Origin of the sequence: Hydrogenophaga sp., from assembly GCF_026125825.1 — a bacterium.
GTDB lineage: Bacteria > Pseudomonadota > Gammaproteobacteria > Burkholderiales > Burkholderiaceae_C > Hydrogenophaga.
This window is the reverse complement of record NZ_JAHCKK010000003.1, coordinates 68,296-90,900: the sequence shown is the minus strand read 5'-3', so window position 1 is coordinate 90,900 and position 22,605 is coordinate 68,296. Positions and strand designations below refer to the sequence as shown.

Genomic DNA, 22,605 nt, shown 5'->3' with positions numbered 1-22,605 from the left:
CCTCACGCCTTGCGCTCCACCGGCGCCAGGCGCGTCGCCAGCCAGATCAGCAGCAGCACGGGCACGCCCAGGCAAGCCGTGGCGATGAAGAAGGTGGGGTAGTCGTAGGCATCGACGAAGGCACCCGAATAGCCCGCAAGCCACTTGGGTGCGAGCAGCATCATCGAACTGAACAGCGCGTACTGCGTCGCCGAATAGCGCACATTGGTCAGACCCGAGAGGTAGGCGATGAACGCGGCCGATGCCACGCCGGCGCTGAGGTTGTCGGCCGAGATCACCAGGATCAAAGCGGTCACGTCGTGGCCGTGCCCCGCCAGCCAGGCAAACAGCAGGTTGCTCGCGGCCGAGAGCACCGCACCCAGCATGAGCACACGCATCACCCCCAGGCGCAGCGAGAGTGCCCCGCCGACGAAGGCGCCCACCAGGGTCATGATGACGCCAAACACCTTCGTCACCGCGGCCACCTCGTCCTTGGTGTAGCCCATGTCCACGTAAAAGGGGTTGGCCATGATGCCCATCACCACGTCGCTGATGCGGTAGACGCCGATCAGCGCCAGGATCAGCAGCGCCTGCCTGCCATAACGCCGCAGGAAGTCGGCAAACGGCTCGATCAGCGCACCGCGCAGCCAGTCGGCGGCGTTCTTCGCCGGCGACAAAGCCACGCGGGCAGGCTCGTGCGAAAACAGCACCGTGAGCACGCCCACGAGCATGCTCGCGGCCATGACCAGGTAGGCGGTGGTCCAGGCACCCTGCTGGTAGAGCGCGCCGGGCGCGGCAGCCACGGCAGCGGGCGCGACTTCCGCGCGGGCGGCGATCCACAGCACGCCCGCCCCGGCCCAGATCATGGCCAGGCGATAACCCGTCTGGTAGGTGGCCGCCAGCGCACCCTGGTGGCGCACGTCGGCCGACTCGATGCGGAAAGCGTCCAGCGCGATGTCCTGCGTGGCCGAGGCAAACGCCACCGCCAGGGCGCACCACACCACGAGGTGGAGCTGGGTGCGCGGATCGGCCAGTGCCATGCCCACGAGCGAGGCCATGATCAGCGCCTGCGACAGCAGCAACCAGCTGCGCCGCCGGCCGAACCAGCGCGTAAGCAGCGGGATGGGCAGTCGATCGACCAGCGGTGCCCAGCACCATTTGAAGCCGTAAGCCAGGCCCACCCAGCTCAGGTAGCCGATCGTGGTGCGGTCCAGCCCGGCCTCGCGCAGGCGAAAACTCAGCGTGCCCAGCACCAGCAGCAGCGGCAGCCCGGCCGAGAAACCCAGCGCAAACATGCGCAGGCTGGCCGGCTCCAGGTACACCCGCAGCGTTTCACCCCAGCTGGGGCGGGTCGGCGGCTCGGCCACGGCGCTGCCGGGCGCCTCGCTGGGGGCGGTCGGCGGCAAGGTGGAGGGCGGTGGCATGGGCGGCGAAAATTGTGGTGGGTGGCAAGCAGCAAACAGGCACGAACGCCCGGCTTTGTCTATTATTCACGCATGTGCCTGCTCTGCGACCTCAAGTCCCCCGCCCCTGAGACCCCACGGCCCGAACACGTGTGGTCGGCCCGCCGCGCCTTCGTGCTGGCGGGCACAGCCGCTGCAGCGGCCTCTGCCCTGCCGGTGGCCGCGCAGGTGAACGTGGGCGAGGGCTCCACGCTGCGCAAACTGGTGCCCGCCGATGAACTCGAGAACGCTGCTGGCCAGCAGTATGGCCAGATGATGGCCGAGGCCAGCGCCAAGAAGCTGCTCATGCCCGACGGCCACCCCCAGGTGCAGCGCCTGCGCACCATCGCGCGCCGCATCATCCCCCACTCCGCGCAGTGGAACTCGCGGGCCTCGCAGTGGAAGTGGGAAGTCAACCTCATCCAGAGCACGCAGATCAACGCCTTTTGCATGCCCGGGGGCAAGATCGCGTTCTACACGGGCATTCTGGAAAAACTCAGCCTTACCGACGACGAGACCGCGATGATCATGGGCCACGAGATGGCGCATGCGTTGCGCGAACACGCGCGCTCGCGCGTGGCCAAGAGCAACGCGACCGGCATCGGCCTGTCCATCGCAGCGCAGCTGCTGGGCCTGGGCCAGTTGGGCGATGTGGCCGCCAACCTGGGCACGCAATTGCTCACCCTCAAGTTCAGCCGCGAGGACGAAACCGAGGCCGACCTGGTCGGCCTTGAGCTCGCGGCGCGTTCCGGCTATCAGCCCCGGGCCAGCGTGAGCCTGTGGCAGAAGATGGCCGCCAACGGCGGTGGTTCGGGCGCGAGCTTCCTCTCCACCCACCCCAGCGGCCCCGATCGCATCCGCGAGCTGGAGGCCAATGTGCCCAAGGTGCAAGGCCTGTACGAACAGGCGCGCAAGGGCTGAAGCTCAGGTCCCGCGCACGTACGGGTTGCTCTGCCGCTCCCGGCCAAACGTGCTCTCCGGGCCATGGCCGGGAATGAACACCGTGTCGTCGCCCATGGGCCAGAGGCGCCCCGTGATGCTATCGATCAACTGCTGGTGGTTGCCCTGCGGGAAATCGGTGCGGCCGATGCTGCCGGCAAACAGCACGTCGCCCACGAAGGCGCGCTTGGCTTCGGGGGAGTGAAACACCACATGGCCCGGTGTGTGGCCTGGGCAGTGCCGCACGTTCAGCGTGCAACGGCCAATCTGCACCGTGTCGCCGTCGTCCAGCCAGCGCGTCGGCGTGAAGACCTCCGCCGGTGGAAAGCCGAACATGGCGCCTTGTTGCGGCAGGCCCGATATCCAGAACTGGTCTCCCGGGTGGGGGCCGATGATGGGCAGGTTCAGGCGGCGAGCGAGCTCGGCTGTGCCGCCGGCGTGGTCGATGTGCGCGTGGGTCTGCCAGATCGCCTTGAGGTTCAGGCCCAGGCGCTTCACCTCGGCCAACAGACGCTCCAGGTCGCCGCCGGGATCAATCACCGCCGCCTCCATGGTGTCGTCGCACCAGACGAGGGAACAGTTCTGCGCGAAGGCGGTGACGGGGACGGTGTGGTAGCGGAGCATGGGGAATCGTTGACGGCTGACAAAGATGGGACAGAATATTTTCACGCAAGGACGAAATGCGCTTGTCCCCAGTTTTCAGGACGATTTCCTAGCCCACCCCGCCGAAGGCAGATCAGTTCGGCAAGCTGCGGGCCAGAAGCGCACGCGTGACTTTGGAGGCGGGCGAGCGCTGGAGCAGCATGGAGATCCAACCCGAGATGGCCACCAGCCGGTCCAGGTCGATACCGGTGCGCAGTCCCTGGCCGTGCAGCAGGTACACCAGGTCCTCAGTCGCCACATTGCCGGAGGCGCCCGCAGCATAGGGGCAGCCGCCCAGCCCCGAAACGGAGCTGTCGAAGGTGCGCAGTCCCATCGCCAGGGACGCTGCCACATTGGCCACCGCCATGCCGTAGGTGTCGTGGAAATGGCCGGCCAGCTGCGCGGCCGGCAGGTGACGCAGGCACGCCTCGAGCATGGCGGTCACCGAGGCAGGCGTGCCCACGCCGATCGTGTCGCCGAGCGATATTTCCTGGCATCCCATCTCCTGCAGCTGCAGGCACACCTCGGCGACCTTCGCAGGCGCAATCGGCCCTTCGTAGGGGCAGCCCACCACGCAGGACACGTAGCCCCGTACCCGCACCCCGTGGCCGCGCGCCGTCTCGACCACCGAGCGGAAACGCTCCAGGCTGTCGCGAATGGAGCAGTTGATGTTTTTCTGCGAGAAGCTTTCGGAAGCAGCGCCGAAGACGGCCACGTCCTGGCAGCCGCTCGCCAGAGCCGCCTCCAGGCCCCGCAGGTTGGGCGTGAGGGCGCTGTAGCGCACGCCGGGCAGCGGCGGCAGGCGGGCCATCACCTCGGCACTCCCCGCCATCTGAGGTACCCAACGGGGCGAGACGAAGGAGGCCGCCTCGATGTGCTGCAGCCCGGCATCCACCAGTCGCTCGATCAGCGCCACGCGGGTGTCCACGTCGATGGGCTGGCGCTCGTTCTGCAAGCCGTCGCGCGGCCCGACCTCCACGATCCTCACGAAACCTTGCACGGTCTGTTCTCCTGCGCTTGGCCGCATCAGTGCACGGCCGCGTACATGATCTTTTCTTCCAGCGCGCTCCCGGGCGTGAACTCCTCGACCACACGCCCCTGGCGCATCACCAGGATGCGATCGGACAGCGCCAGGATCTCGGGCAGGTAGGAGGAGATCACCATGACGGCCAGGCCGTCGTCGGCCAGGCGGTGGATCAGTTGGTGGATCTCCGCGATCGCACCCACGTCCACGCCCCGGGTAGGCTCGTCGAAGATGACCAGGCGGGGCCTTTGCACCAGCGATTTGGCGATCACCACCTTCTGCTGGTTGCCGCCGGAGAGCTCGATCACCTTCGCGTCGCCGCTGATGGCGCGGATGTTGAGCGATTCGCGCCATTGCTGGGCCAGCTGGGCCATCTCCCCGTAGCTGACCAGCGCGCTCCCGCCGGAGGGGGCTGCGAGCTGGCCAGCGTGGATGTTCTCGGCGATGGACATCGTCTCGAAGAAGCCCTCGAGCTTGCGGTCCTCGGTCACGTAGACGATGCCGTCCTTCACGGCAGGGCGCGGGGTGCGGTAGCGCACCGGTCGGTCATCAAGCAGGATCTCGCCACCGTGCAGGAAATCGCGCTTCACCACGCCAGCGATGATCTTCGCGGTCTCTGTGCGGCCCGAGCCGATGAGGCCGAAGAAGCCGGTGATCTGCCCTTCATAAAGCGAGAAGGCGTTGTTCTTGACGATGTTGCCCATCGACAGGTTCTTGACGCTGAGCACCTTGCGACCGCGCGGGCGACAGGGGCGACCGCGGCCCTTGCTGCCATACAGGCTGTCCGAGAGATCGCGCCCCACCATGGCCTTGACGATCTTGTCGCGGTCCAGCCGGGCGGCGTCTTCGGTGAGCACGCGCTCGCCGTCGCGCAGGACGGTGATGCGGTCAGCAATGGCCAGGGCCTCTTCCAGCGCGTGCGAGATGAAGATGATGGACACGCCATCTCGCTTGAGGCGCTCCACCAGGCCGAAGAAGTGGTGTTTCTCTTCCGGCGTGAGCGTGGCCGTGGGTTCGTCGAAGATGATCAGCCGGGCCTTGTGGTGCACCGCCCGCGCGATCTCCACCATCTGGCGCTGCGCCGCGCCGAGCTGCGAAACCAGTTTGGTCGGGTCCACGTTGAAGTTGAGGGTCTGCAGGAACTGCTGCGCGGCGATGTAGAGGCCACGCAGCCGGTTGAAGAAGGGTTCGTCACCCAAGTAGAGGTTCTGCGCGACGGTCAGGGACGGCACCAAGCTGGTCTCTTGATACACCATGGCGATGCCGCTGCGCAGCGCGGCATTCGGCGTCTCGAACAGCACCGGCTCGCCCTCGAGCAGGATCTGCCCGCTGGAGGGCCGCACGGCCCCGGCCATCATCTTGGTGAGGGTCGACTTGCCGGCCCCGTTCTCGCCGAGCAAGGCATGCACCTCGCCCTTGCGCAGGGTGAAGTGAATGTCCCTGACCGCAAAAGCGCCTCGGTAGTCTTTCGACAGGCCGCGCAACTCCAGAAGAATGCTCATTTGCAATGTCCCTTGGGTGTCAGGCCAGCGGTGCCGCCACGAGCTCATCGCCCCCGCGACTGGCCAGCCAGAGTTCGCCGCGCCATTCCATCGCGCTCGTGATGCCGTGCCGCCGCCCATCGGCCCGGCTGTGCAGACTCGACACCGGCGCGAAGCCAGCGTCCAGCCGCACCACCAGCCCGTACGAACGGGTGGGCGCCCACGGCTTGAGGATGCCCATCGACTTGATCGATCCGCCCTGCAGCGGCTCCCTGAAATCGCGCCCGGAGGAGAGCGCAGGCGCCACCCAGAAACCCTCGGGCACCTCGGCCATCATGCGGTGCAGGAACTTCGGCTCGCGCAGCACAAACTCCACCAGCTGGCTGCGCGGTGCAAACAGGCACAGCCAGTGGCCACCGTCTGCGGCCGGGCTCAGGCGGCCCGGATAGCCCGGCAGGTCGGCCAGCAGCACCGTGGACGAGCCGCCGTCCAGCGGCAGCCTCAGGAGCCGGTGGCGCCAGCTCTCACTGACGGCGACACCGCCATCGGCGGTGCGTGCCAGGCCATTCGGAAAGGCCAGGCCACGGGCGAGGCAGCGCGCGCTCGCCTGCCGCAGGTCCAGCAGCCAGACCGCACCGCTCTTCTCGCCCGCCATCAGGTCGCGCCGCCAGGCGCTGCAGCGCTGGCGAGCAGAGCCTTCGGCCACCACCAGGCGGTGTTCGTCCAGCGCCAGCACCGCCGTCGGGCAGGCAGCCCGGTAATCCCCCAGCTGGCCGATCTCGCGGCCGGTGGAGGGACCTCCTTCGAGCAGCAGGCGGCCGTCGTCCAGGCCGACCACCAAAGTGGCGCTGTCCAGCGCCGCCAGGCAGGTGATCTCGACCCCAAACGACTTCAGCCGCACACCTACGCCACCCCCGGCCTCCACGCGGTAGAGCGCGTCGCCGCTGCTGTGGCAGAGATGTCCGTTCCACCGCACGAGGTTGTCGGGCGCGGCCACGGCCTGTGCGCTGCGCGCGGCCTCCAGCGCCTGATTGGGCTGCAGGGCACCGTCCATGGGAGGCACCGTCACCGCGTGTTCCCCGCGCCCCAACAGCGCATCGCCCAGCGATACCAGTCGATCCATCACGCGCGCCATCATGGCCGATCCCCCCAGTAACTTCGCTCGGCGGTCCATGTCGGGTCCGCGCCAGTCACGCGGTACTTGCCGATCCGGTTGTTGAGCAGGCCGCCCAGGTACAGGTACCCCTTGTGCTCGCGCATCGAGGTGATCATGGGATGGTTCTTGCCCCCCAGGTCCCACAGCGACTCGAGCACCTCGCCCTGTTGGCTGAATTTGAGTACGCAGCCGGTGTTGATGTTGGGGAAGATCAACTCCTGAGGTGATACGCGGCGCGCCATGCGGCGCCGAAAACCGGGCATGCGCAGCGCGAGGTCCATCGACGGCGTGCGCATGCCGACCAGGGCGACCCAGTAGTGTCCGTCCGAGGCGCGGTTGATGTTGTCGGGGTACCCGGGCAAGTTGCCGATCACGCATTCCGTGGTACCCGCGCGCGGGCCGCTGAACCAGTGGCGATTGATGCGGCAGGCCCAGGTTTCGGCGAAGAAGAACGACTCGCCATCGTGCGCCATGCACACGCCATTGGGGAAGATGAGGTTGCGGATCACGGTGCGCGTGCGGTCGGTGCGCGGGTCGTAGCAGATGATGCGGCCGTTGCCGCGGCTCTCCAGCGCGTCGTAGGCCCAGTTGTGCATCTCATAGCGCACCGTGGCTTCGCTGAAGAACACGCGTCCGTCGGGCGCGATGTCGAGGTCGTCCGCGAGCTTCAGCCGGGAGTCGTCGATCACCGACCACGCCGAGCGCTGGGTCTCGTCGGTGAGCTTGCGCACCTCGCGCTGCGGGCTGACGCTGTAGAGCCCCATGCCGGCAATGCAGACCAGCAGATTGCCATCGCGGTCGAAGGCCAGCCCCAGCGGGTGGCCGCCGACGTGGGCGAACAGCTCCATCTGCTGGTGGTCCGGGCCGAGGAAGCGCACGATGTCGCCGTGCCGCGTGCCGGTGTAGAGGTGGCCATCCCGGTCGAAGATCACGTCCTCGGGCCCCTCCACCTGCCCCAGGCCGATCAGCTCCACGTCCTTGAGCCGGTCGTTGACGGCGAACGGCGTGGCGCTGCCGGCATTGGTGGCGGGGGCGGCAGGCAGGTCCAGATAGGCCGGCGACACGTACACCTTCGCCAGCAGCTTGTGGCGGTTCTTCAGCCAGCGTACGTCGATGAAGATCGCCGCCAGCAGGATCAGGCCCAGGGCCAGCGAACCGGCGCCGCTCTGGAAGCCGATGCGCACCAGGCCGTTGGTGATCACCAGCACGATCACCGCGCCCATCAGCGCTTTCATGACCGAGCCACGCCCACCGCCCAGGCTGTTGCCGCCCACCACGGCAGCCGTCAGCGCCATGATTTCCAGGCCGACGCCGGTGTCCGATCCCGCGCTGGACAGGCGCGCGGCATACAGCAGGCCGGCCACGCCACACAGGGCACCCGAGGCCACATAGGTCAGGCAGACCGCGCGCCGCACCGGAATGCCCACGTTGTAGGCCGATTTGCGCGACCCGCCGATGGCCATGATGTGCCAGCCCGGCCGCGTGCGGCTGAGGAAGAGGTGGGCGCCCAGCGCAAAGAGCGCGGCCAGACAGAAGCTCAGCGGAAAACCCCAGAGCGAGCCCCCGCCCAGGAAGTCCCAGACGCTCGACGCCGGGATGTTCGTCGCGATGTCGACCGCGTAGGCCAGCAGCAGCATGTCAACCACGGCGCGCACGATGATGAGCGTCACCAGCGTGGTGAGGAAGGCGCGCAGCCTCAGGTAGCCGATCAGCACCCCGTTGAGCAGCCCCACGGCGGCACAGGCCAGCAGCACCACCGGCACCACCGCCGCCACCGGCCAGCCGTGCACGTTCATGAGCAGCAGCGCGACGAAGTTGCCGAGGGCGAAGTTGGACCCCACGCTGAGGTCGATGCCACCGGCCACCATCACCAGCATCATGGCGAAGACGATGAACGAAAACTCGCCGAGCTGGCGCGCGCTGTCGCCCAGGCTACCGAGCGAAAAGAAGTTCGGGATCAGCGAGCCGAACACGGCCAGCACCAGCACCAGCGAGAGGAAAGGGACGCTGTTGTCGATCCAGTTCTTGGACAGCACCTCCCCGACCACGTGGTCGGGAACGTACCGGGAGCGCCATCGCGCCAGGGTGTTTTCAATGTTCATCGTGTCTTGCTCAACGGAACAGGCCGGGCACACGGCCCGTCCTGTCCCCTGCCCTTACTTTCGGACGTCGGCCAGGTTCCAGCAGGAATCGGGGCGCAGCGAAGCCTTGTCGATCACGGTGATGGGGGTGATGCGCGAGACCATTGCGGCAGGCCGCGGCTTGGTCAGCAGGTCGCGCGTGACGGCGACGAGGTCGTCCGACTGCTGCTTCACGTTGTAGGTCATGTAGGCGCTGAAGTTGCCGTTGGCCACATTGCTGCAACCCGTCATGGCCGCGCCGCCGTTGGTCACCAGGAACACCTGGCCCTGCCGCTTGGCTTCGCGGATGGCGGCGGCGGTACCGGTGTCGTGGCCGTCCCAGAAGCCAATCACACCGCACAGGTCGGCGTGCTGGCGCAGCACGGTATCGGTGACCGCCCGCGCCTTGGACGCATCCCAGTCGGCCGCCTGGTTCGACACCACCTTGATCTCGGGGTGCTTGGACAGCACGTTCTGCACACCCTTCATCTGGAACGTGCTCGCCGCCGCCGTCAGCACGCCTTGCACGATGCTCACCTTGCCCGATTTGCCGCTGCCCTTGCCGCACTGGGCGACCACAGCGTTGGCCATGGCCTCGCCGATACCGACCCAGTCGGCCCCCACGAAGGCGCTGGTGTTGGCGGCGGAGCGCATGTTGACCTGCACCACCGCGATGCCCGCGTCCTCCGCGCGCTTGAGCAGGCGGGCATAGGACTGGATATCCGGGTTCTGCACCAGCAGCACATCGGGCTTCTCGGAGATCAGCGAGGTGATTGCCTGGGCGCCTGCGTCGGTGCTCCAGTTGGGGTCGCGCACCACCCATTTCGCCCCCAGCGCCTGCAGCTGTTTGCCCGCCATCGCGTTCCAGCCGTCGGTGAGGTCATAGCCGAGCGAGGTGGGCACGAAGGCCACCGTCTTGCCCTTGAGGGGAGATTCCTGCGCCAACGCGGCGGTGGCCACTGCGGCACCGAGCCCCAGGGCAAGCAACAGGCGGATGGTGATCTGTCGTTTCATGGTGATGTCTCCTTCGGGTTGGAACAGGACGGCGCGCGAGCCTTCAGATGTCGCCCTGCTGGGCCGTCTGCTCGTCGCGCGGGTTGAGCAGGCTGTCAAAGATCAGGGCAGCCAGCAGGATCGAACTCTTCACGACGTTCTGCACCGTGTATTGCACGTTCATGATGGTCATGCCGTTGAGCAGCACCCCGATCAGCAGGGTGCCGATGATCACGTTGCGCACACCGCCCTTGCCGCCGCTCAAGCCGATGCCACCCAGCACGACCACCAGGATCACGTCGTAGATCAGGGTGGAATTGACGATGCGCGTGTTCATGCCCGAGACCGAGGCGGCCGTGACCAGCCCGCCGATGCAACCGATCAGCGAGGCCACGCCGTACTGCAGCACCACCATGGGCCGCACGGGAATGCCGGTGATGCGCGCAGCCAGGTGGTTGTCACCCAAGGCGTACACAAAACGTCCGGCGCGGGTGTGCCGCAGAAACACGTGGCCCGCCAGTGCCACCGCCAGGAACAGCCAAACCGGCATCGGTACGCCCAGCAGTTCGCCCTGGCCGATCCGCGTAAACCAGAGAACGTCCTCGGGCGCGGGCACCACGTCGGAGGGAATCAGCTTCAACCGCCCCAGGCCATAAATGAAGGTTCCCATGGCCAGCGTGGAGAACAGCGCCGGGATGTCGGCATAGGCGATCAGCACCCCGTTGACGAGGCCGACACCGATGGCCAAGAGCAGGCCATAGGCGATGGCCTGGCCCATGGGCATGCCACTGCCGGCCAGCGCCAGCGTCCAGGCGACCGAGATCGCCATCGTCGCCACCAGCGACAGATCGATGCCGCGACCGATCACCACCAGCGCCATGGCCAGCCCCAGGATCCCCAGCACGGAGACGCTGCGCACCAGCGAGAGGATGTTGTCCTGCGTCGCAAAGCCCGGCAGGAAAGCCGCGAACAGCGCGAACAGCGCGACCGCCAGGCTCAAGACGATGCGCTCCTGCGTGAACCCGTGCTGGAGGCGGCGCCAGCCGATGGCGGCGCGGCCGGGGGGTGATGAAGAAGTACGGTTCATGGTGGTGGCGTGCGGTAGTCGACGCGCTCGCCGCGCGCGAAGGCGGCCAGCCCCCGCCGGGCGTCGCTGCTGGTGAAGGCGGCCTGGCCCAGCACGGCTTCTCGCCGGAACGCGCTGTCCAGGGGCAGGTCCGCCAGTTCGCGCACGGCCTGCTTGGTCACGGCCAGGGCGCTGGCGCTCAGGCGCGAGATGCGCTCGGCCAGCCCGAGCGTGGTGGGCATCAGTTCACCGGGCGCGACCACCTGGTTGAGCACACCCATGCGCAGCAGGTCGGCAGCAGAAAAACGCCCGGCGGTCAACAGCAGTTCCATGGCGTGCGCGTGGCCGACCTGGCGCGTGAGCCGGGCCAGCGTGCCGCCGGCGGGCACGATGCCCAGCGACACCTCGGGCAGGCTGAACTGCGCCGTGTGGGCCGCGATGCGGATGTCCGTCGCCAGCATGATCTCGAAGCCGCCGCCCATGCACAGCCCGTTGATGGCACCGATGATGGGCTTGTCGATGTGCACGTGCTTGAGGTGGGCTGCGTCCCAGGCCGAGATGTCGATCTCGTTGCGCGCCAGCGCCGGAATGGATTCGGTGAGATCGGCGCCGACGCAGAAGGCGCGCTCGCCTGCGCCGGTGAGCACGATCACCCGCACCGCATCGTCCTGCCCCGCCTGCGCGAACGCGCGGCCCAGGTCGTCGTACATCGCCAGGGTGAGCGCATTGAGCTTGGCCGGCCGGTCGAACCGGATCACGGCGGTCGCGTCGATGGTGTCGTAGGCAATGCCCATGGTCAGATCACGCCTTGCGCGCGCAACCGGTCGATGTGGCCGGACTCCAGTGCCATCCACTGCGCGTACACCAGTTCGTTGTGCTCGCCGACCAGGGGAACCCTCGCGCCTTCCTGAGGCGCCATCGCCGACAGATGGACCGCCGAGCCGAACACCTGCGCCTGCGTCGCCCCATAGTCCACCGGCCGGATCATGCCTCGCGCGGCCATGTGCGGATCGGCCACCACCTCGGCGATGTCCTTGATGGGTGTCATGGGAAAGCGGTCGGCCGCCAGCTCTTCGAGTTCCTGCTTGGTGCGGCTGGCGCACCAGCCATTCACGATCGGCCGCACGCGCCGCTCATACACGTCGGGCGCAAAACGTTTTTCCATCGAGTCGATTTCCGGATCGGCCGCGAGCTCTGGGTGACCGAACGCGCGGCAGGCTTCCTGCCAGAACTTGTCGGTGTAGGCGCCGAAGAACACGTGACCGTCCCGGCAGGCGTACCGCCCGTAGGGTCGCACGAAGGGATGGTCATTGCCCAGTGGCTCCGCCACCTTGCCTGCAGCCGTGTAGTTCACCACCGCATTCTCGGTCAGCGTGAACACCGAGTCCTGCTGCGAGACGTCGACCAGCTGACCCAGGCCCTGGGCCTCGGCCTGGCGCAGTGCGGCCAGCGTGCCGAAGGCCGCGTACAGCGAAGCGGCGAGGTCGCCGATGATGGTGCCCACCCGCATCGGCTCGCCGGGTGCGCCGTTCATGGACCACAGGCCGCCTGCGGCCTGCGCGCTGTTGTCGAACGCCGGCCGCGAGGCGTGGGGACCGGTCTGGCCGAAACCGCTGATGGCGGTGAACACCATGCGCGGGTTCACCGCATGCAGCGCCTCGAAACCCAAGCCCAGCTTGTGCATGGTGCCGGGCCGGAAGTTCTCGACCAGGATGTCGGCGCGCTCGACCAACCGGAGGAACAGCTCGCGGCCCTCGGGCGCCTTCAGATCGAGCGTGATGCCGAACTTGTGCCGGTTGTACTGGGCGAAGAAGCCGCTGCGCTCCTCGTCGCCAGCGCGCACCATGGGGGGAAAGGTCCGCACGTAGTCGGGGTCATGGGGATTCTCGATCTTGATGACCGTGGCCCCCAGGTCGGCCAGCATCATCGTGCAGTAGGGCCCGGCCACCACGCGGGTGAGGTCCAGGACGATCACCCCTTTCAGCGGCCCCTCGCGGGTGGGCAGGGCGTTCAGGTCAGGTGCCATGGGAAAACTCTCCGTTTGAATCTCGGGTCAGCGCGGTCGCGTGCAGCGGGCCGACACCGTCGGGGTGAAGCAGGGACACGCTGCCGCGCTCGATGTTCAGCGTGCGGCTCTGCACCCCCTCCAGCAGCGCAGCGTTCGACTCCGTCACCACCACGCACAGTTCGGGTCGCGTGCCGCGAAGCGCCCTGAGCGCGTCGCCGTACTGGCGCGCCAGCGCCGGCGCCAGGCCCTGGAACGGCTCGTCCAGCAGCACGAAACGCGTGCCGACCATGAGCGCGCGCGCCAGAGCGACGATCTTTCCCTGCCCGCCGGAGAGCGCCGCGCCGGAGCGCGAGAGCAACGGTTCGAGCTGGGGCACCACCGCGAGCACGTTCTCGATGCGCCGGCCGATCTCGCTGGGCGACACCCGCAGCACGTCGCAGGGCAGCGTCACGTTCTCCCTGACGGTCAGGGTCGGCAGAATCACGCGGTCTTCCGGCGCATAGCCGAAGCCCAGGGTCGCGCGCTGGTGCGCGGGCTGCGCTGCCATGTCCACGCCATCGAGCAGCAGGCGCCCGGAACGGGGCCGGACCAGCCCCATGATCGCGCGCAGCAGCGTGGTCTTGCCGGCACCATTGCGCCCGACGACGGCCACGGTCTGCCCGGCTTCCAGGGCCACGTTCACGCCCCGCAGCACCGCATGGCCCGCCAGGTCGACGCTCAGCGATTCGATCGCAAGTTTCATCTTTCCCCCAGAACTTCGCGCCGGATGACGGGATCGGCAAAAACAGCCTTCGGCGCGCCGTCGGCGGCAATGCGGCCATCGATCCACGCCGCCACGCGGGTGGCGTACTGCAGCACGATGTCGACGTCGTGCTCCACGAACCAGGCCGTGACCTCGCGCTCCTGCAGGGCCCGCATGATGGTTGCCATGACGGCGTGTTTGTCCTCCGAGGCCACACCGCTGGTGGGCTCGTCCATGATCACCAGCTGCGGCTGCAGCATCAGCGCGATTGCCACATCCAGCAGTTTGCGATGCCCTTCGGGCAACACGGTCACGGGATCGGCGGCGAAGGGGCCGAGTTCGACCAGCTCGAGCATCGCCGCCACCGCGCGCTGGTCCGCCGTGACCGACAAGGGTGCGAAGCGCGAGAGCCGGCCCTGGCGAGCGGCGCTGGCCAACTGCAGGCATTCCCGCACGGTGTGCTCAAGAAACAGCTGGGGCAGCTGGAACGAACGCCCCACGCCCAGCTGCGCGATGCGGCGCGGGCCCATCGCGGTGACGTCGGCGCCGCCAAAGTAGACCCGGCCGCTGGAGGGCTTGAGGTAGCCGGTGCAGATGTTGATGAAGGTGGTCTTGCCCGCGCCGTTGGCGCCGATCACGGCGAGCCGTTCACCGCGCTGCAGCTCGAAGTCGATGCCATCGGCCGCCGTGACACCGCCGAATTTCAACGTCAGGGCCGTGGTGCGCAGCAGGGCCTCGCCAGAAGGGGCGTTCATCCTCATTCCTTGCGCTCCCGTTGCGCGCGATCGCGCTGGATCCATCCCATCAGGCCGCGCGGAGCAAAGAAGATCACGGCGATGAGGGTGCTGCCCAGCAGGATCTGCCAGGCGTTGGTGAAGTAAGCGGCGGCCACGAGCTTGATGACCTCGAACACGCCGGCTCCCAGGAAGGCGCCCAGCGCATGGCCCGCGCCGCCCAGGATGGCGATGAACACGTACTCGCCCGAGCGGATCCAGTAGCCGCTCTCCGGCGTGACCAGGCCCTGCACCAGCGCCATCAGAGAGCCGGAAAGCCCGACCAGGGCCGACGAGATGACATAACCCTCGGCCAGCGAGCGGCGAGCCGATACGCCGATGTACTCCAGACGCGTTTCGTTGGTCTTGATGGCCGCCATCATCTGGCCGGCGGCGGAGGCGAAATAGCGCTGCACCAGCCAGGCCACGGCGATCGCCAGGCCCAGCGCCAGCACCATCACAGTGAGCTCGAAGGTGCCGCGGTCCAGCGCCATGCCGAGGATCGGCGGGCGCTCGAAGCGCAGCCCGTCGGTGCCACCGGTCCAGTGGTAGAGCTTGCCGGCCAGGGCGAACAGCACCATCGAGATGCCCAGGTTGAGCATGCCGAAGAAGATGCCGCGATAGCGCGACAGGAAGGCGGCGGCCAGCGTGCCAGCCAGCACGCTGGCCAGCACGCCACCGAGCACAATGAACGCCGCGTCCACCGAGGGGTGCGCGCGCGCGGCAAAGGCCACCGCATAACCGCCGATGGCGGCGTACATGGCATGGCCGAACGAGACCTGGCCAGCGCGCATCAGCACGGTCAGGCCCAGGGCCGCCATGCCGTAGCTCAGGAACGTGATCACCGGCACACGCAGCCAGGGCAGCGCGACACCGAGGATCAGCAGACCGGCGGCCGCCAGGGCCAGCAGAAGGGAAAAACCGGGCAGCCTCATCAGATCCTCCGCGCCGCCGCGACCGTGAACAGGCCGTTGGGCCGGATCAGCAGCACCAGCACCATCATGAGATAGGGCATCACGACCTCGAGCTCGGGCAGGGTGTAGACCGCCATCGAGCGGGCCAGGCCGATCAGCACGGCCGCCACCAGGGCACCGGTGATCTGGCCCAGGCCTGCGGTGGCGATCACGGCGAACGAGGTGACGATCATCTCGGCCCCCAGGCCCGGCACGAACGAGGTCATGGGCACCGACAGCGCGCCGCCCAGCGCGCCCAGCATGCCCGCCAGCGCAAAGGTGAGCGTGCCAACGCGCGCCGCGTTGATGCCCAGCGCCGTGGCCACCTCGCGGTGGTGGATGATGGCCACGATCTGCTTGCCCGCCACCGAGTGGCGCAGCAGGAATTGCAGCCCCCCGTAGGCCAGCAGCGCCACCGACGGCACCAGCACCAGCTGGTAGTTCATGAAGGTGACGCCCAGCAGCTCCGAAGTGCCCAGGCGCGAGGCGATCTCTCCCGAGTTCACCGGCGTAGCACCCCAGACCATGCGCTGCACATCCTCCAGCACCATGAAGGCGCCGAAGGTCACGAGCAGCTGCAGCACAGGATCGCGGTCCTGGAAATGCCGCAGCAGGCCGCGCTCGAGCAAGGCGCCGAGCGCCGCACCGACCACGATCGATGACACGAAGAGCGCAGCCACCAGCATCCACGTGGGCGGCGCGTGCGGCATGAGCCAGGCGACCAGGCTCGCGGCGCTGTAGCCACCGATGGCGTACAGGCTGCCGTGCGCCACGTTGATCACGCCGAAGACGCCGCAGATCAGGGTCAGGCCCAGGGAAATGAGGAACAGCAATCCCGCGTAGGAGAGTCCATCCACCACGGCCAGCAGAAACAGATTCAGGTTCATCGACAGTGCGGCAGCGCCCGTTCCTCAGCGACCCACGCGCTTGATCTGCGGGTGGTCGATCAGCGACGGCTTGAGCGTCTTGACCCAGTCGACCGATTTCTGGCCCACGGGTGCGGTGGCGATCTCGGCCGGGTAATAGAAGAGCTCGCCCACGACGGGGAAGGGGTAAGCCGGGTCGTTGCGGGTGACGCCATACAGCTGGCCCTGCAGGGCCTGCCCATCCTCGCGCAGGCGAATCGGGCGCGACAGGCCCCGGTACTCCAGCTTCTGCAGTGCCGTCACGACCTGCTCGGTGCTGGGCCACTGGCCCTTGTTGGCGGCGATGGCCTGGCGGTAAGCACTGGTGGCTGCCTTCAGCGCCTGGATCATGTGGTAGACGGCGAAGTTGGGATAGGCCCCTGTGCGCGCCTTGAAGCGCTGGACGAAGGCCTTGGCCTCGGGGTCGTTCTGGAACTCGGGATCGGCAAAGTAGCCGTCGCCCACGAAGCCGACGATGACGCCTGGAGGCACGGCGTTGCCCAGCCGCTCCAGGGACGAATCGGCCAACGGCAGCACGAACTGCGAGGTCTTGAGCAGGCCGCGCTGGGAGGCCTGGCGCAGGAAGGTGTCGAGGTCACCGCCCCAGGCCGTGGTGAGCACCACGTCAGGCCTGAGGGCCTGCAGGCGCGTGACCTCGGTGGAGAAGTCGGGCGCGCCGAACTTGGGGAACATCTCGGCCACGACCTTGACGTCCGGCCGCAGCGCGGCGAGCGTGTGGCGGAAGATCTCCCAGGAGTCTCGGCCCCACGCGTAGTCCTGGTTCACCACCGCGATGGTCTTGAAGTCTGGCTTGACTTTGAGCAGGTGCAGCACGGCCGCGACCATCTCCATGGTGGCGTTGGGGCCGGTGCGGAACACGTACTTGTAGCGGCGCTCCTCGAGCACTTTCTCGGTGGAACACTCCCACAGGATGTTGATGACCTTGAGGTCCTCCGCCACCGGGGCCAGCGCATTGCAGTAGCCGCTGGAGATCGCCGAGAGCATCAGCTTCTCGCCGGGTTCCTGCGCCAGGCGGCGGTATTCGGAGAGGAACTTGTCCGCGCCCTGGCCTTCGTCGATCCAGGTCGGCTTGAGCTTGACGCCATCGATGCCACCGGCCGCGTTGAAGTCCTCGATCCACATGTCGGCCGCGATCTTCGCCGGCGTGCCCAGCACCGAGGCCGGGCCGGTCATGAAGGTGCTCATGCCGAGCTTGAGCTCGGCCGGTTTGGCGCTCTGCGCGAAGGACGCGCTCGCCAACGCCAGCAGGCTGATGCCTGCCGTGAGGAATCTGGTGAAACGTTTCATTCCGATGTCTCCTTGTGCTTGTTGAAATCCAGGCGGGGACAGCCGCTGGGCGGCCCCGGCGTTCGGCGCGTCAGCGCCGCTTTTCGGCGAGAAGTTCGACCGCGAGATCCATGCGAACGTCGCGGGCGGCCGCCAGGCGCTGTGCCACCCAGTCGATTTCCTCGCCCGTGGCGCCTGCGGCGAGTGCGATGTTGCGGGCGTGCAGGGCCATGTGGCCGCGCTGGATGCCCTCGGTGGCCAGCGCGCGCATGGCGGCCATGTTCTGGGCCAGCCCGACGGCCGCGATCACCTCGCCCAGTTCTTCCGCGCTGGCCACGTTCATGACCTTGAGCGCCAGGCGCGCCAGCGGGTGTGTCTTGGTGGCGCCACCGACCAGGCCCACCGGCATCGGCAATTCGATCGAGCCGACCAGGTCGCCGTTGTTGGCGCGCTCCCAGCAGGTCAGCGAGGTGTAGCGACCGCTGCGGCAGGCGTAGGCGTGCGCGCCCGCCTCCACCGCCCGCCAGTCGTTGCCCGTGGCCACGACCACGGGATCGATGCCATTCATGATGCCCTTGTTGTGGGTCGCCGCGCGGTAGGGGTCCACCGCCGCGAAGGTGTAGGCGTCGAGAATGCCGTCCACCACCCGCTCGCCCGCGAAGTCCCGGCTCGCCAGCGTGGACGCTGAAACCCGCAGGCTGGCACGCGCCACGCGCAGGTCGGCCAGGTTGGACAGGATGCGCAGGCGCACCGAACCGCCCGTGATCTGCTCGATGCGGCCGGCCACCGCTTCGGCCATGGTGTTCACCGTGTTCGCGCCCATCGCGTCGCGCACGTCGACGATCAGGTGGGCCACCACCATGGGGCCGCGCGGCGTGTCGGGAAACACGTGGACCTCGACGTCGCGGCAGCCGCCGCCCAGGCCGATGAGCACCTTGTCGCGGCTGTTGGCGATCTCGATGATTTCCTGGCGGTGGCGCAGGATGGCCTGGCGCGCGCCCAGCGGATCGGACACGCCGATCACCTGCACCTGCGCTCGCATCAAGGGTCCCGAGCTGGAGGTCTGGAAGCCACCCCCTTCGCGCACCAGTTTGGCCATGAAGGAAGCTGCCGCCACCACCGAAGGCTCCTCGACCACCATGGGCACGAGCACGTCCTTGCCATTGAGCTGGAAGTAGCCCGCCACCGCCAGCGGCAGCTCGTAGGTCCCGATCACGTTTTCGATCATCCCGTCCGCCGTGCCCAGCGGCAGCGCACCGGGCGTGTGGATGGAAGCCATTTCGGCCGGCGTCAGGCCGGCCTTCTGGGCAATGACCTCCAGCCGTTGCGACGGCGTCAGGGAACGGAAACCGGGAAGGGTCGAATCGATCGGCATGGGCGTGAAATCCTGAAGCAATTGGGATACAGTGGCGCCGACTATAAGCAAACCGTCTGGCTCCAAATAGGTACAGTTTGAGCAGACACTTTTAAAACTGTCTCAGGACAATTCTGGCGACCAGATGCCCTCAGGAAGCTCAGGGGCAGGGACATGCAGAGCAGGGAAAACACCAATGCAACCCACTCTCTCGAATGCGGACCAGGTGGCCAGCGACTTGCGCCAGCAGATCACCGAGGGAACCTGCGCGATCGGCGAGCGGCTTCCCTCGATCCGCCGCCTTGTGGCGCAGTACGGCTTCTCGAAGAACACCATCGTCGACGCCTACGAGCGGCTCATCGCCAGCGGCCATGTGGAGGCGCGGCGCGGCTCGGGCTACTACGTCAGCCAGCGATCCGCAGAGCCGCCGGCAGAGGACGAGCCGAGCTCGCTGGACCGCGCGCTGGACTCGGTCTGGATGATGCGCGAGCAACTCAACAACGACCCGCAGCACCTCGCCGTGGGCCACGGCATTCCACCGGGACAGTGGCTGGCCGACAACCGGCTCGAGCGCATCCAGCAGAGAGTCTCGCGCGTGGCGCTGGAATCGATGTTCCAGTACGGCAACCCGTACGGCTACCGTCCCCTGCGCGACCTGCTGGAGCGCAAGCTCGCGGGCTACAGCATCCAGGCGCGCGCCAACCAGATCGTGCTGACCTTCGGCGCGAACGAGGCACTGGACATCGTGGTGCGCTGCCTGATGCGCCCGGGCGATATCGCCCTCGTGGACGAGCCCGGCTACTACCCGCTCTACGGCAAGCTGCGCCTGCACGGCACCACCGTGGTCGGCGTGCCGCGCGAGGCCGACGGGCCCGACGTCGCGACTTTCGAGCGACTGGTGGCAACCACCAAGGCCAAGGTTTTCTTCACGCAGTCGGTCGGCCAGAACCCGACCGGCTCCGACATCTCACCGGCCAAGGCGTTCCGCCTGCTGCAGGTGGCGGAGAAACACGGCGTGACCATCGTCGAGAACGACGCAGTGGCCGATCTCAAGCCGACGGCGGTGTCGCGCCTGAGCAGCCTGGACCAGCTGCGCCGCACCGTCTACATCGGCAGCTTCACCAAGTCCGTGGCGGCTGCGCTGCGGGTCGGCTTCATTGCCGCCGACGCCGGCCTCGCCGAGCGCCTCGCGGACGTGAAGATGCTGGTACATGTCAGCACTTCGGAGTACGCCGAGCGCACCGTGGATGCGGTGCTTCGCGCGCCCGAGCATCCCCGGCAGCTGGTGCAGCTGCAACAGCAGGTCGAGCGCGCCACGCGGCATGCCGCCAAGGTGCTGACGGGGCTGGGCGCCAACCTCTTCTGCTCCCCGTCGCACACCCTCTACCTGTGGGCGGAGTTTCCGTGGGCACCCGATTCCCTGGCACTTGCAAAGAACCTGTTGAAAGACAAGGTGGCCCTCGCCCCGGGCGCCTTTTTCGGGATTGATGCAAGGCACGTCAGCGCATGGAGTCGCTACAACGTGGGCTATGTGGTCGACCCCAAGTTTGCGAGGTCGATGCTTCAATACCGCCCTCGAAAGTCCCACCCGGGACCCTGAGCCCTTGCCCATCGGGCGCCCTGGACGCGCGCGGGGGCGTCTCTGCCTCGGACCAAAGGCCCGATACGGCATCGGCGTCTGCCCCAAACGTGCGCCGGCCATGCCGCCTTTGTGCCATCCTTCCGCATTGGTCCTCAATGGCGTGCGCCGTCCGCCATGCGTTCGCTGGATAGCCGCAGCAGCCGTGGTGTCTCTCGAAGACCCATCCCTCGCGATACCTGGGACGACCAGTCCGCCCAACCAAAGCCTTCCAGGTCTCAGGAAGCGCGTCACGAACGCAGTCGGTCAACCTCCCATGACCAGGGTAGCCCAGTGCCATCGTCGTGGTTCATCGCCGCCCTGTCGCGTGGTGGGGAGGGGCTCGCCACCACACGCTCGTGATCGGGTGCAAAAGCTTCATGCGTTCGTCTTGGCGGCGCAGCACCGATGAAGGCCCGCCTCAGCGCGCAAACAGCTTGGCCACCAGATCGCGCACCCACCGGTGCAACGGGTTGTTGTGCGTTCGGTCGTGCCACATGAGCACGACGTTGAGGCGCTCGAGCTGCAAGGGCGGCTCGAAGATGCGCACCGGCGCGATGTCGGTGAAGCGCTGCACCAGTCGCTCTGGCAGGGTGGCGATCAGGTCGGTCTGCGCGATCACGAAGGGAACGCCCAGAAAGGTCGGCTTGGACAGCACCACACGGCGCTGCATGCCCACGTTGTGCAGCGCATCGTCCACCAGTGCGTTGTACATGGTGGCGCCCTCGCCCGGCTCGATCGCGACGTGGCCGTACTCGCAGAAGCGCTCCAGCGACAGCGGGCGTTCAAACATCGGGTGCCCGGTGCGCGCGATGCCCACCAGGCGGTCGGTGAACAGCGGGCGCGTCCGGATGTTCTCCGGCGGCGTGGGGAAGTAGGACAGCGCCAGGTCGATATCGCCCCGGCTCATGATCTCCCCGAGCCGGCGCGGGTTGGGGTTGATGAGGCGCAGCGAGACGTCCGGCGCCTCACGCTCCAGCGCCGCCATCAGCGTGGGCATGACCACGAAGTCGATGTAGTCGACCACGATCATGGTGATGACCTGGCTGGCATGCGCGGGATCGAATGGCGCCTGCTCGTGGATCAGCACGTCCACACTGCGCAGCACCTGTTCCACATGCAGAATGAGTTCGCGCGCGCGAACGGTCGGTATGAGTGCGTTGCCTGATTTGATGAGCAGCGGGTCGTGGAACAGCACGCGCAGCTTGGCCAGGGCCAGGCTCATGGACGACTGGCTGATGTCCAGCAGGTTGGCCGCGCGCGTCACGTGGCATTCGCGCATCAGGGCATCGAAGGCCACGAGCAGGTTCAGGTCGGCGTTGCGCAGTCGCATGGGCATCCTTGTTGTGGGGCTCTTGCCGGCCCTGGTCTCCCCCGCCATTGTGCCCATCGAAAGACCGATAACGGCTATCGACGAGCGCAATTGCCCCCAGGCCGGGCTGCGTCTTTAATCCGCACTTTCACGAGCGGGCATCGGAGACACCAGCAGATGACCCGCGTTGTTCAACGACGTGCGCGCCGCAGGCGCCTCCACGTCAACTTCATCCCCAGGAGCCACCATGGGCAAGATCCCCACCATCCGTGTCACCCGCGAAGAAATGCGCAAGCGCGTCGCCCTGTTCAGCGAACTCAAGGGCTCCGACGGCGGCCTGCCCGACAGCCGCTACCCCAGCGCCGTGCGCAAGCTCTACAACGTGATCGGTTTCCAGCCCCCCGAAGGCGACCCGGACATGCACTCGCCCGTGGGCGCGAACTCGGCCGAGAACGCCGCCATCAAGATCAACGAAGGCTTCAACCTGGGCATGTGCGAAACCTCGCCCGGCAAGGGCCCGATGATGCACAACCACGACACCAACGAGACCTTCATGCCGCTGACCGGCCGCTGGCGCTGCTCGTGGGAGGTCGATGGCCGCGTGGAGGCCTTCGAGCTCGGCCCGCGCGACGTGATCTCGTTCCCCGCGGGCGTGCAGCGCCGCTTCGAGAACATCACCTTCGAAGAGCCCAACAACACGCACTGGCTGCTGTTCGTGATCGGCGGCAACACGCCGCAGGCCGAGTTCTCGCCCGAAGCCATGGAAGAACTCAAAGCCAAGGGCTACGTCGATGCCAACGGCAACTTCTGA

20 protein-coding genes are annotated in these 22,605 nt (G+C 67.4%); 3 read left to right on the top strand and 17 right to left on the bottom strand.

Features of this window, described 5'->3' with window-relative positions; all coding sequences use genetic code 11:
• Positions 1 to 2 precede the first annotated feature (2 nt).
• Positions 3 to 1,403, bottom strand: a complete 1,401-nt coding sequence (locus tag KIT86_RS02785) for an MFS transporter (RefSeq protein ID WP_297394867.1) — start codon at positions 1,401 to 1,403, stop codon at positions 3 to 5.
• A 72-nt stretch (positions 1,404 to 1,475) separates the two neighbouring features.
• Here KIT86_RS02785 and KIT86_RS02780 point away from each other — a divergent pair, with 72 nt between their 5' ends.
• A complete protein-coding gene (locus KIT86_RS02780) occupies positions 1,476 to 2,342 on the top strand; it encodes a M48 family metallopeptidase (protein WP_297394865.1) in 867 nt (288 codons plus the stop codon).
• A 3-nt stretch (positions 2,343 to 2,345) separates the two neighbouring features.
• Here KIT86_RS02780 and KIT86_RS02775 read toward each other — a convergent pair whose 3' ends face one another.
• The 15 genes from KIT86_RS02775 to KIT86_RS02705 all read right to left on the bottom strand — a co-directional run bounded on the left by KIT86_RS02775 (position 2,346) and on the right by KIT86_RS02705 (position 18,885).
• Positions 2,346 to 2,984 (bottom strand): MBL fold metallo-hydrolase, encoded by a 639-nt coding sequence (locus KIT86_RS02775; RefSeq protein WP_297394863.1) that lies wholly within the window; start codon positions 2,982 to 2,984, stop codon positions 2,346 to 2,348.
• Positions 2,985 to 3,096: 112 nt separating this feature from the next.
• Entirely contained in the window at positions 3,097 to 4,002 is a 906-nt protein-coding gene (locus tag KIT86_RS02770; protein WP_297394861.1) for a hydroxymethylglutaryl-CoA lyase, read from the bottom strand.
• Positions 4,003 to 4,028: 26 nt separating this feature from the next.
• Positions 4,029 to 5,528, bottom strand: coding sequence for a sugar ABC transporter ATP-binding protein (locus KIT86_RS02765; RefSeq protein ID WP_297394859.1), 1,500 nt, complete (start codon positions 5,526 to 5,528; stop codon positions 4,029 to 4,031).
• Positions 5,529 to 5,547: 19 nt separating this feature from the next.
• Positions 5,548 to 6,681 carry a strictosidine synthase gene (locus KIT86_RS02760; RefSeq protein WP_297394857.1) on the bottom strand — a complete coding sequence of 378 codons (1,134 nt, stop codon included), beginning with the start codon at positions 6,679 to 6,681 and terminating at the stop codon, positions 5,548 to 5,550.
• Positions 6,642 to 8,765: an SMP-30/gluconolactonase/LRE family protein gene (locus tag KIT86_RS02755; protein ID WP_297394855.1), complete on the bottom strand. Its 2,124-nt coding sequence runs from the start codon at positions 8,763 to 8,765 to the stop codon at positions 6,642 to 6,644. Before KIT86_RS02755 ends, KIT86_RS02760 begins: the two co-directional genes overlap by 40 nt.
• Positions 8,766 to 8,819: 54 nt before the next feature.
• Positions 8,820 to 9,797, bottom strand: a complete 978-nt coding sequence (locus KIT86_RS02750) for a sugar ABC transporter substrate-binding protein (RefSeq protein WP_297394853.1) — start codon at positions 9,795 to 9,797, stop codon at positions 8,820 to 8,822.
• Between the two features lie 43 nt (positions 9,798 to 9,840).
• Entirely contained in the window at positions 9,841 to 10,863 is a 1,023-nt protein-coding gene (locus KIT86_RS02745; protein WP_297394851.1) for an ABC transporter permease, read from the bottom strand.
• Positions 10,860 to 11,636, bottom strand: coding sequence for an enoyl-CoA hydratase/isomerase family protein (locus tag KIT86_RS02740; RefSeq protein WP_297394849.1), 777 nt, complete (start codon positions 11,634 to 11,636; stop codon positions 10,860 to 10,862). The genes KIT86_RS02745 and KIT86_RS02740 overlap by 4 nt, the downstream gene beginning before the upstream one ends.
• A gap of 2 nt (positions 11,637 to 11,638) precedes the next feature.
• Positions 11,639 to 12,868 (bottom strand): CoA transferase, encoded by a 1,230-nt coding sequence (locus KIT86_RS02735; protein ID WP_297394847.1) that lies wholly within the window; start codon positions 12,866 to 12,868, stop codon positions 11,639 to 11,641.
• The gene (locus tag KIT86_RS02730) at positions 12,858 to 13,592 is read right to left on the bottom strand and encodes an ABC transporter ATP-binding protein (RefSeq protein WP_297394845.1); all 735 of its coding nucleotides are present in this window, start codon (positions 13,590 to 13,592) and stop codon (positions 12,858 to 12,860) included. Before KIT86_RS02730 ends, KIT86_RS02735 begins: the two co-directional genes overlap by 11 nt.
• The gene (locus KIT86_RS02725; RefSeq protein WP_297394843.1) at positions 13,589 to 14,347 is read right to left on the bottom strand and encodes an ABC transporter ATP-binding protein; all 759 of its coding nucleotides are present in this window, start codon (positions 14,345 to 14,347) and stop codon (positions 13,589 to 13,591) included. Before KIT86_RS02725 ends, KIT86_RS02730 begins: the two co-directional genes overlap by 4 nt.
• Before the next feature lie 2 nt (positions 14,348 to 14,349).
• The gene (locus tag KIT86_RS02720) at positions 14,350 to 15,300 is read right to left on the bottom strand and encodes a branched-chain amino acid ABC transporter permease (RefSeq protein WP_297394841.1); all 951 of its coding nucleotides are present in this window, start codon (positions 15,298 to 15,300) and stop codon (positions 14,350 to 14,352) included.
• Entirely contained in the window at positions 15,300 to 16,205 is a 906-nt protein-coding gene (locus KIT86_RS02715) for a branched-chain amino acid ABC transporter permease (RefSeq protein WP_297394840.1), read from the bottom strand. The genes KIT86_RS02720 and KIT86_RS02715 overlap by 1 nt, the downstream gene beginning before the upstream one ends.
• Positions 16,206 to 16,229: 24 nt before the next feature.
• The gene (locus KIT86_RS02710; protein ID WP_297394832.1) at positions 16,230 to 17,531 is read right to left on the bottom strand and encodes an ABC transporter substrate-binding protein; all 1,302 of its coding nucleotides are present in this window, start codon (positions 17,529 to 17,531) and stop codon (positions 16,230 to 16,232) included.
• 70 nt (positions 17,532 to 17,601) lie between these two features.
• The gene (locus tag KIT86_RS02705) at positions 17,602 to 18,885 is read right to left on the bottom strand and encodes a hydroxymethylglutaryl-CoA reductase, degradative (protein ID WP_297394830.1); all 1,284 of its coding nucleotides are present in this window, start codon (positions 18,883 to 18,885) and stop codon (positions 17,602 to 17,604) included.
• A 175-nt stretch (positions 18,886 to 19,060) separates the two neighbouring features.
• Between KIT86_RS02705 and KIT86_RS02700 the strand changes: the two genes are divergently transcribed.
• On the top strand, positions 19,061 to 20,464 hold the full coding sequence (locus KIT86_RS02700) for a PLP-dependent aminotransferase family protein (protein WP_297394829.1): 1,404 nt from the start codon (positions 19,061 to 19,063) through the stop codon (positions 20,462 to 20,464).
• Between the two features lie 439 nt (positions 20,465 to 20,903).
• Here KIT86_RS02700 and KIT86_RS02695 read toward each other — a convergent pair whose 3' ends face one another.
• Positions 20,904 to 21,815 carry a LysR family transcriptional regulator gene (locus tag KIT86_RS02695; RefSeq protein WP_297394827.1) on the bottom strand — a complete coding sequence of 304 codons (912 nt, stop codon included), beginning with the start codon at positions 21,813 to 21,815 and terminating at the stop codon, positions 20,904 to 20,906.
• 226 nt (positions 21,816 to 22,041) lie between these two features.
• On the opposite strand from KIT86_RS02695, the gene KIT86_RS02690 reads away from it, so the two are divergent.
• A complete protein-coding gene (locus KIT86_RS02690; RefSeq protein ID WP_297394825.1) occupies positions 22,042 to 22,605 on the top strand; it encodes a cupin domain-containing protein in 564 nt (187 codons plus the stop codon).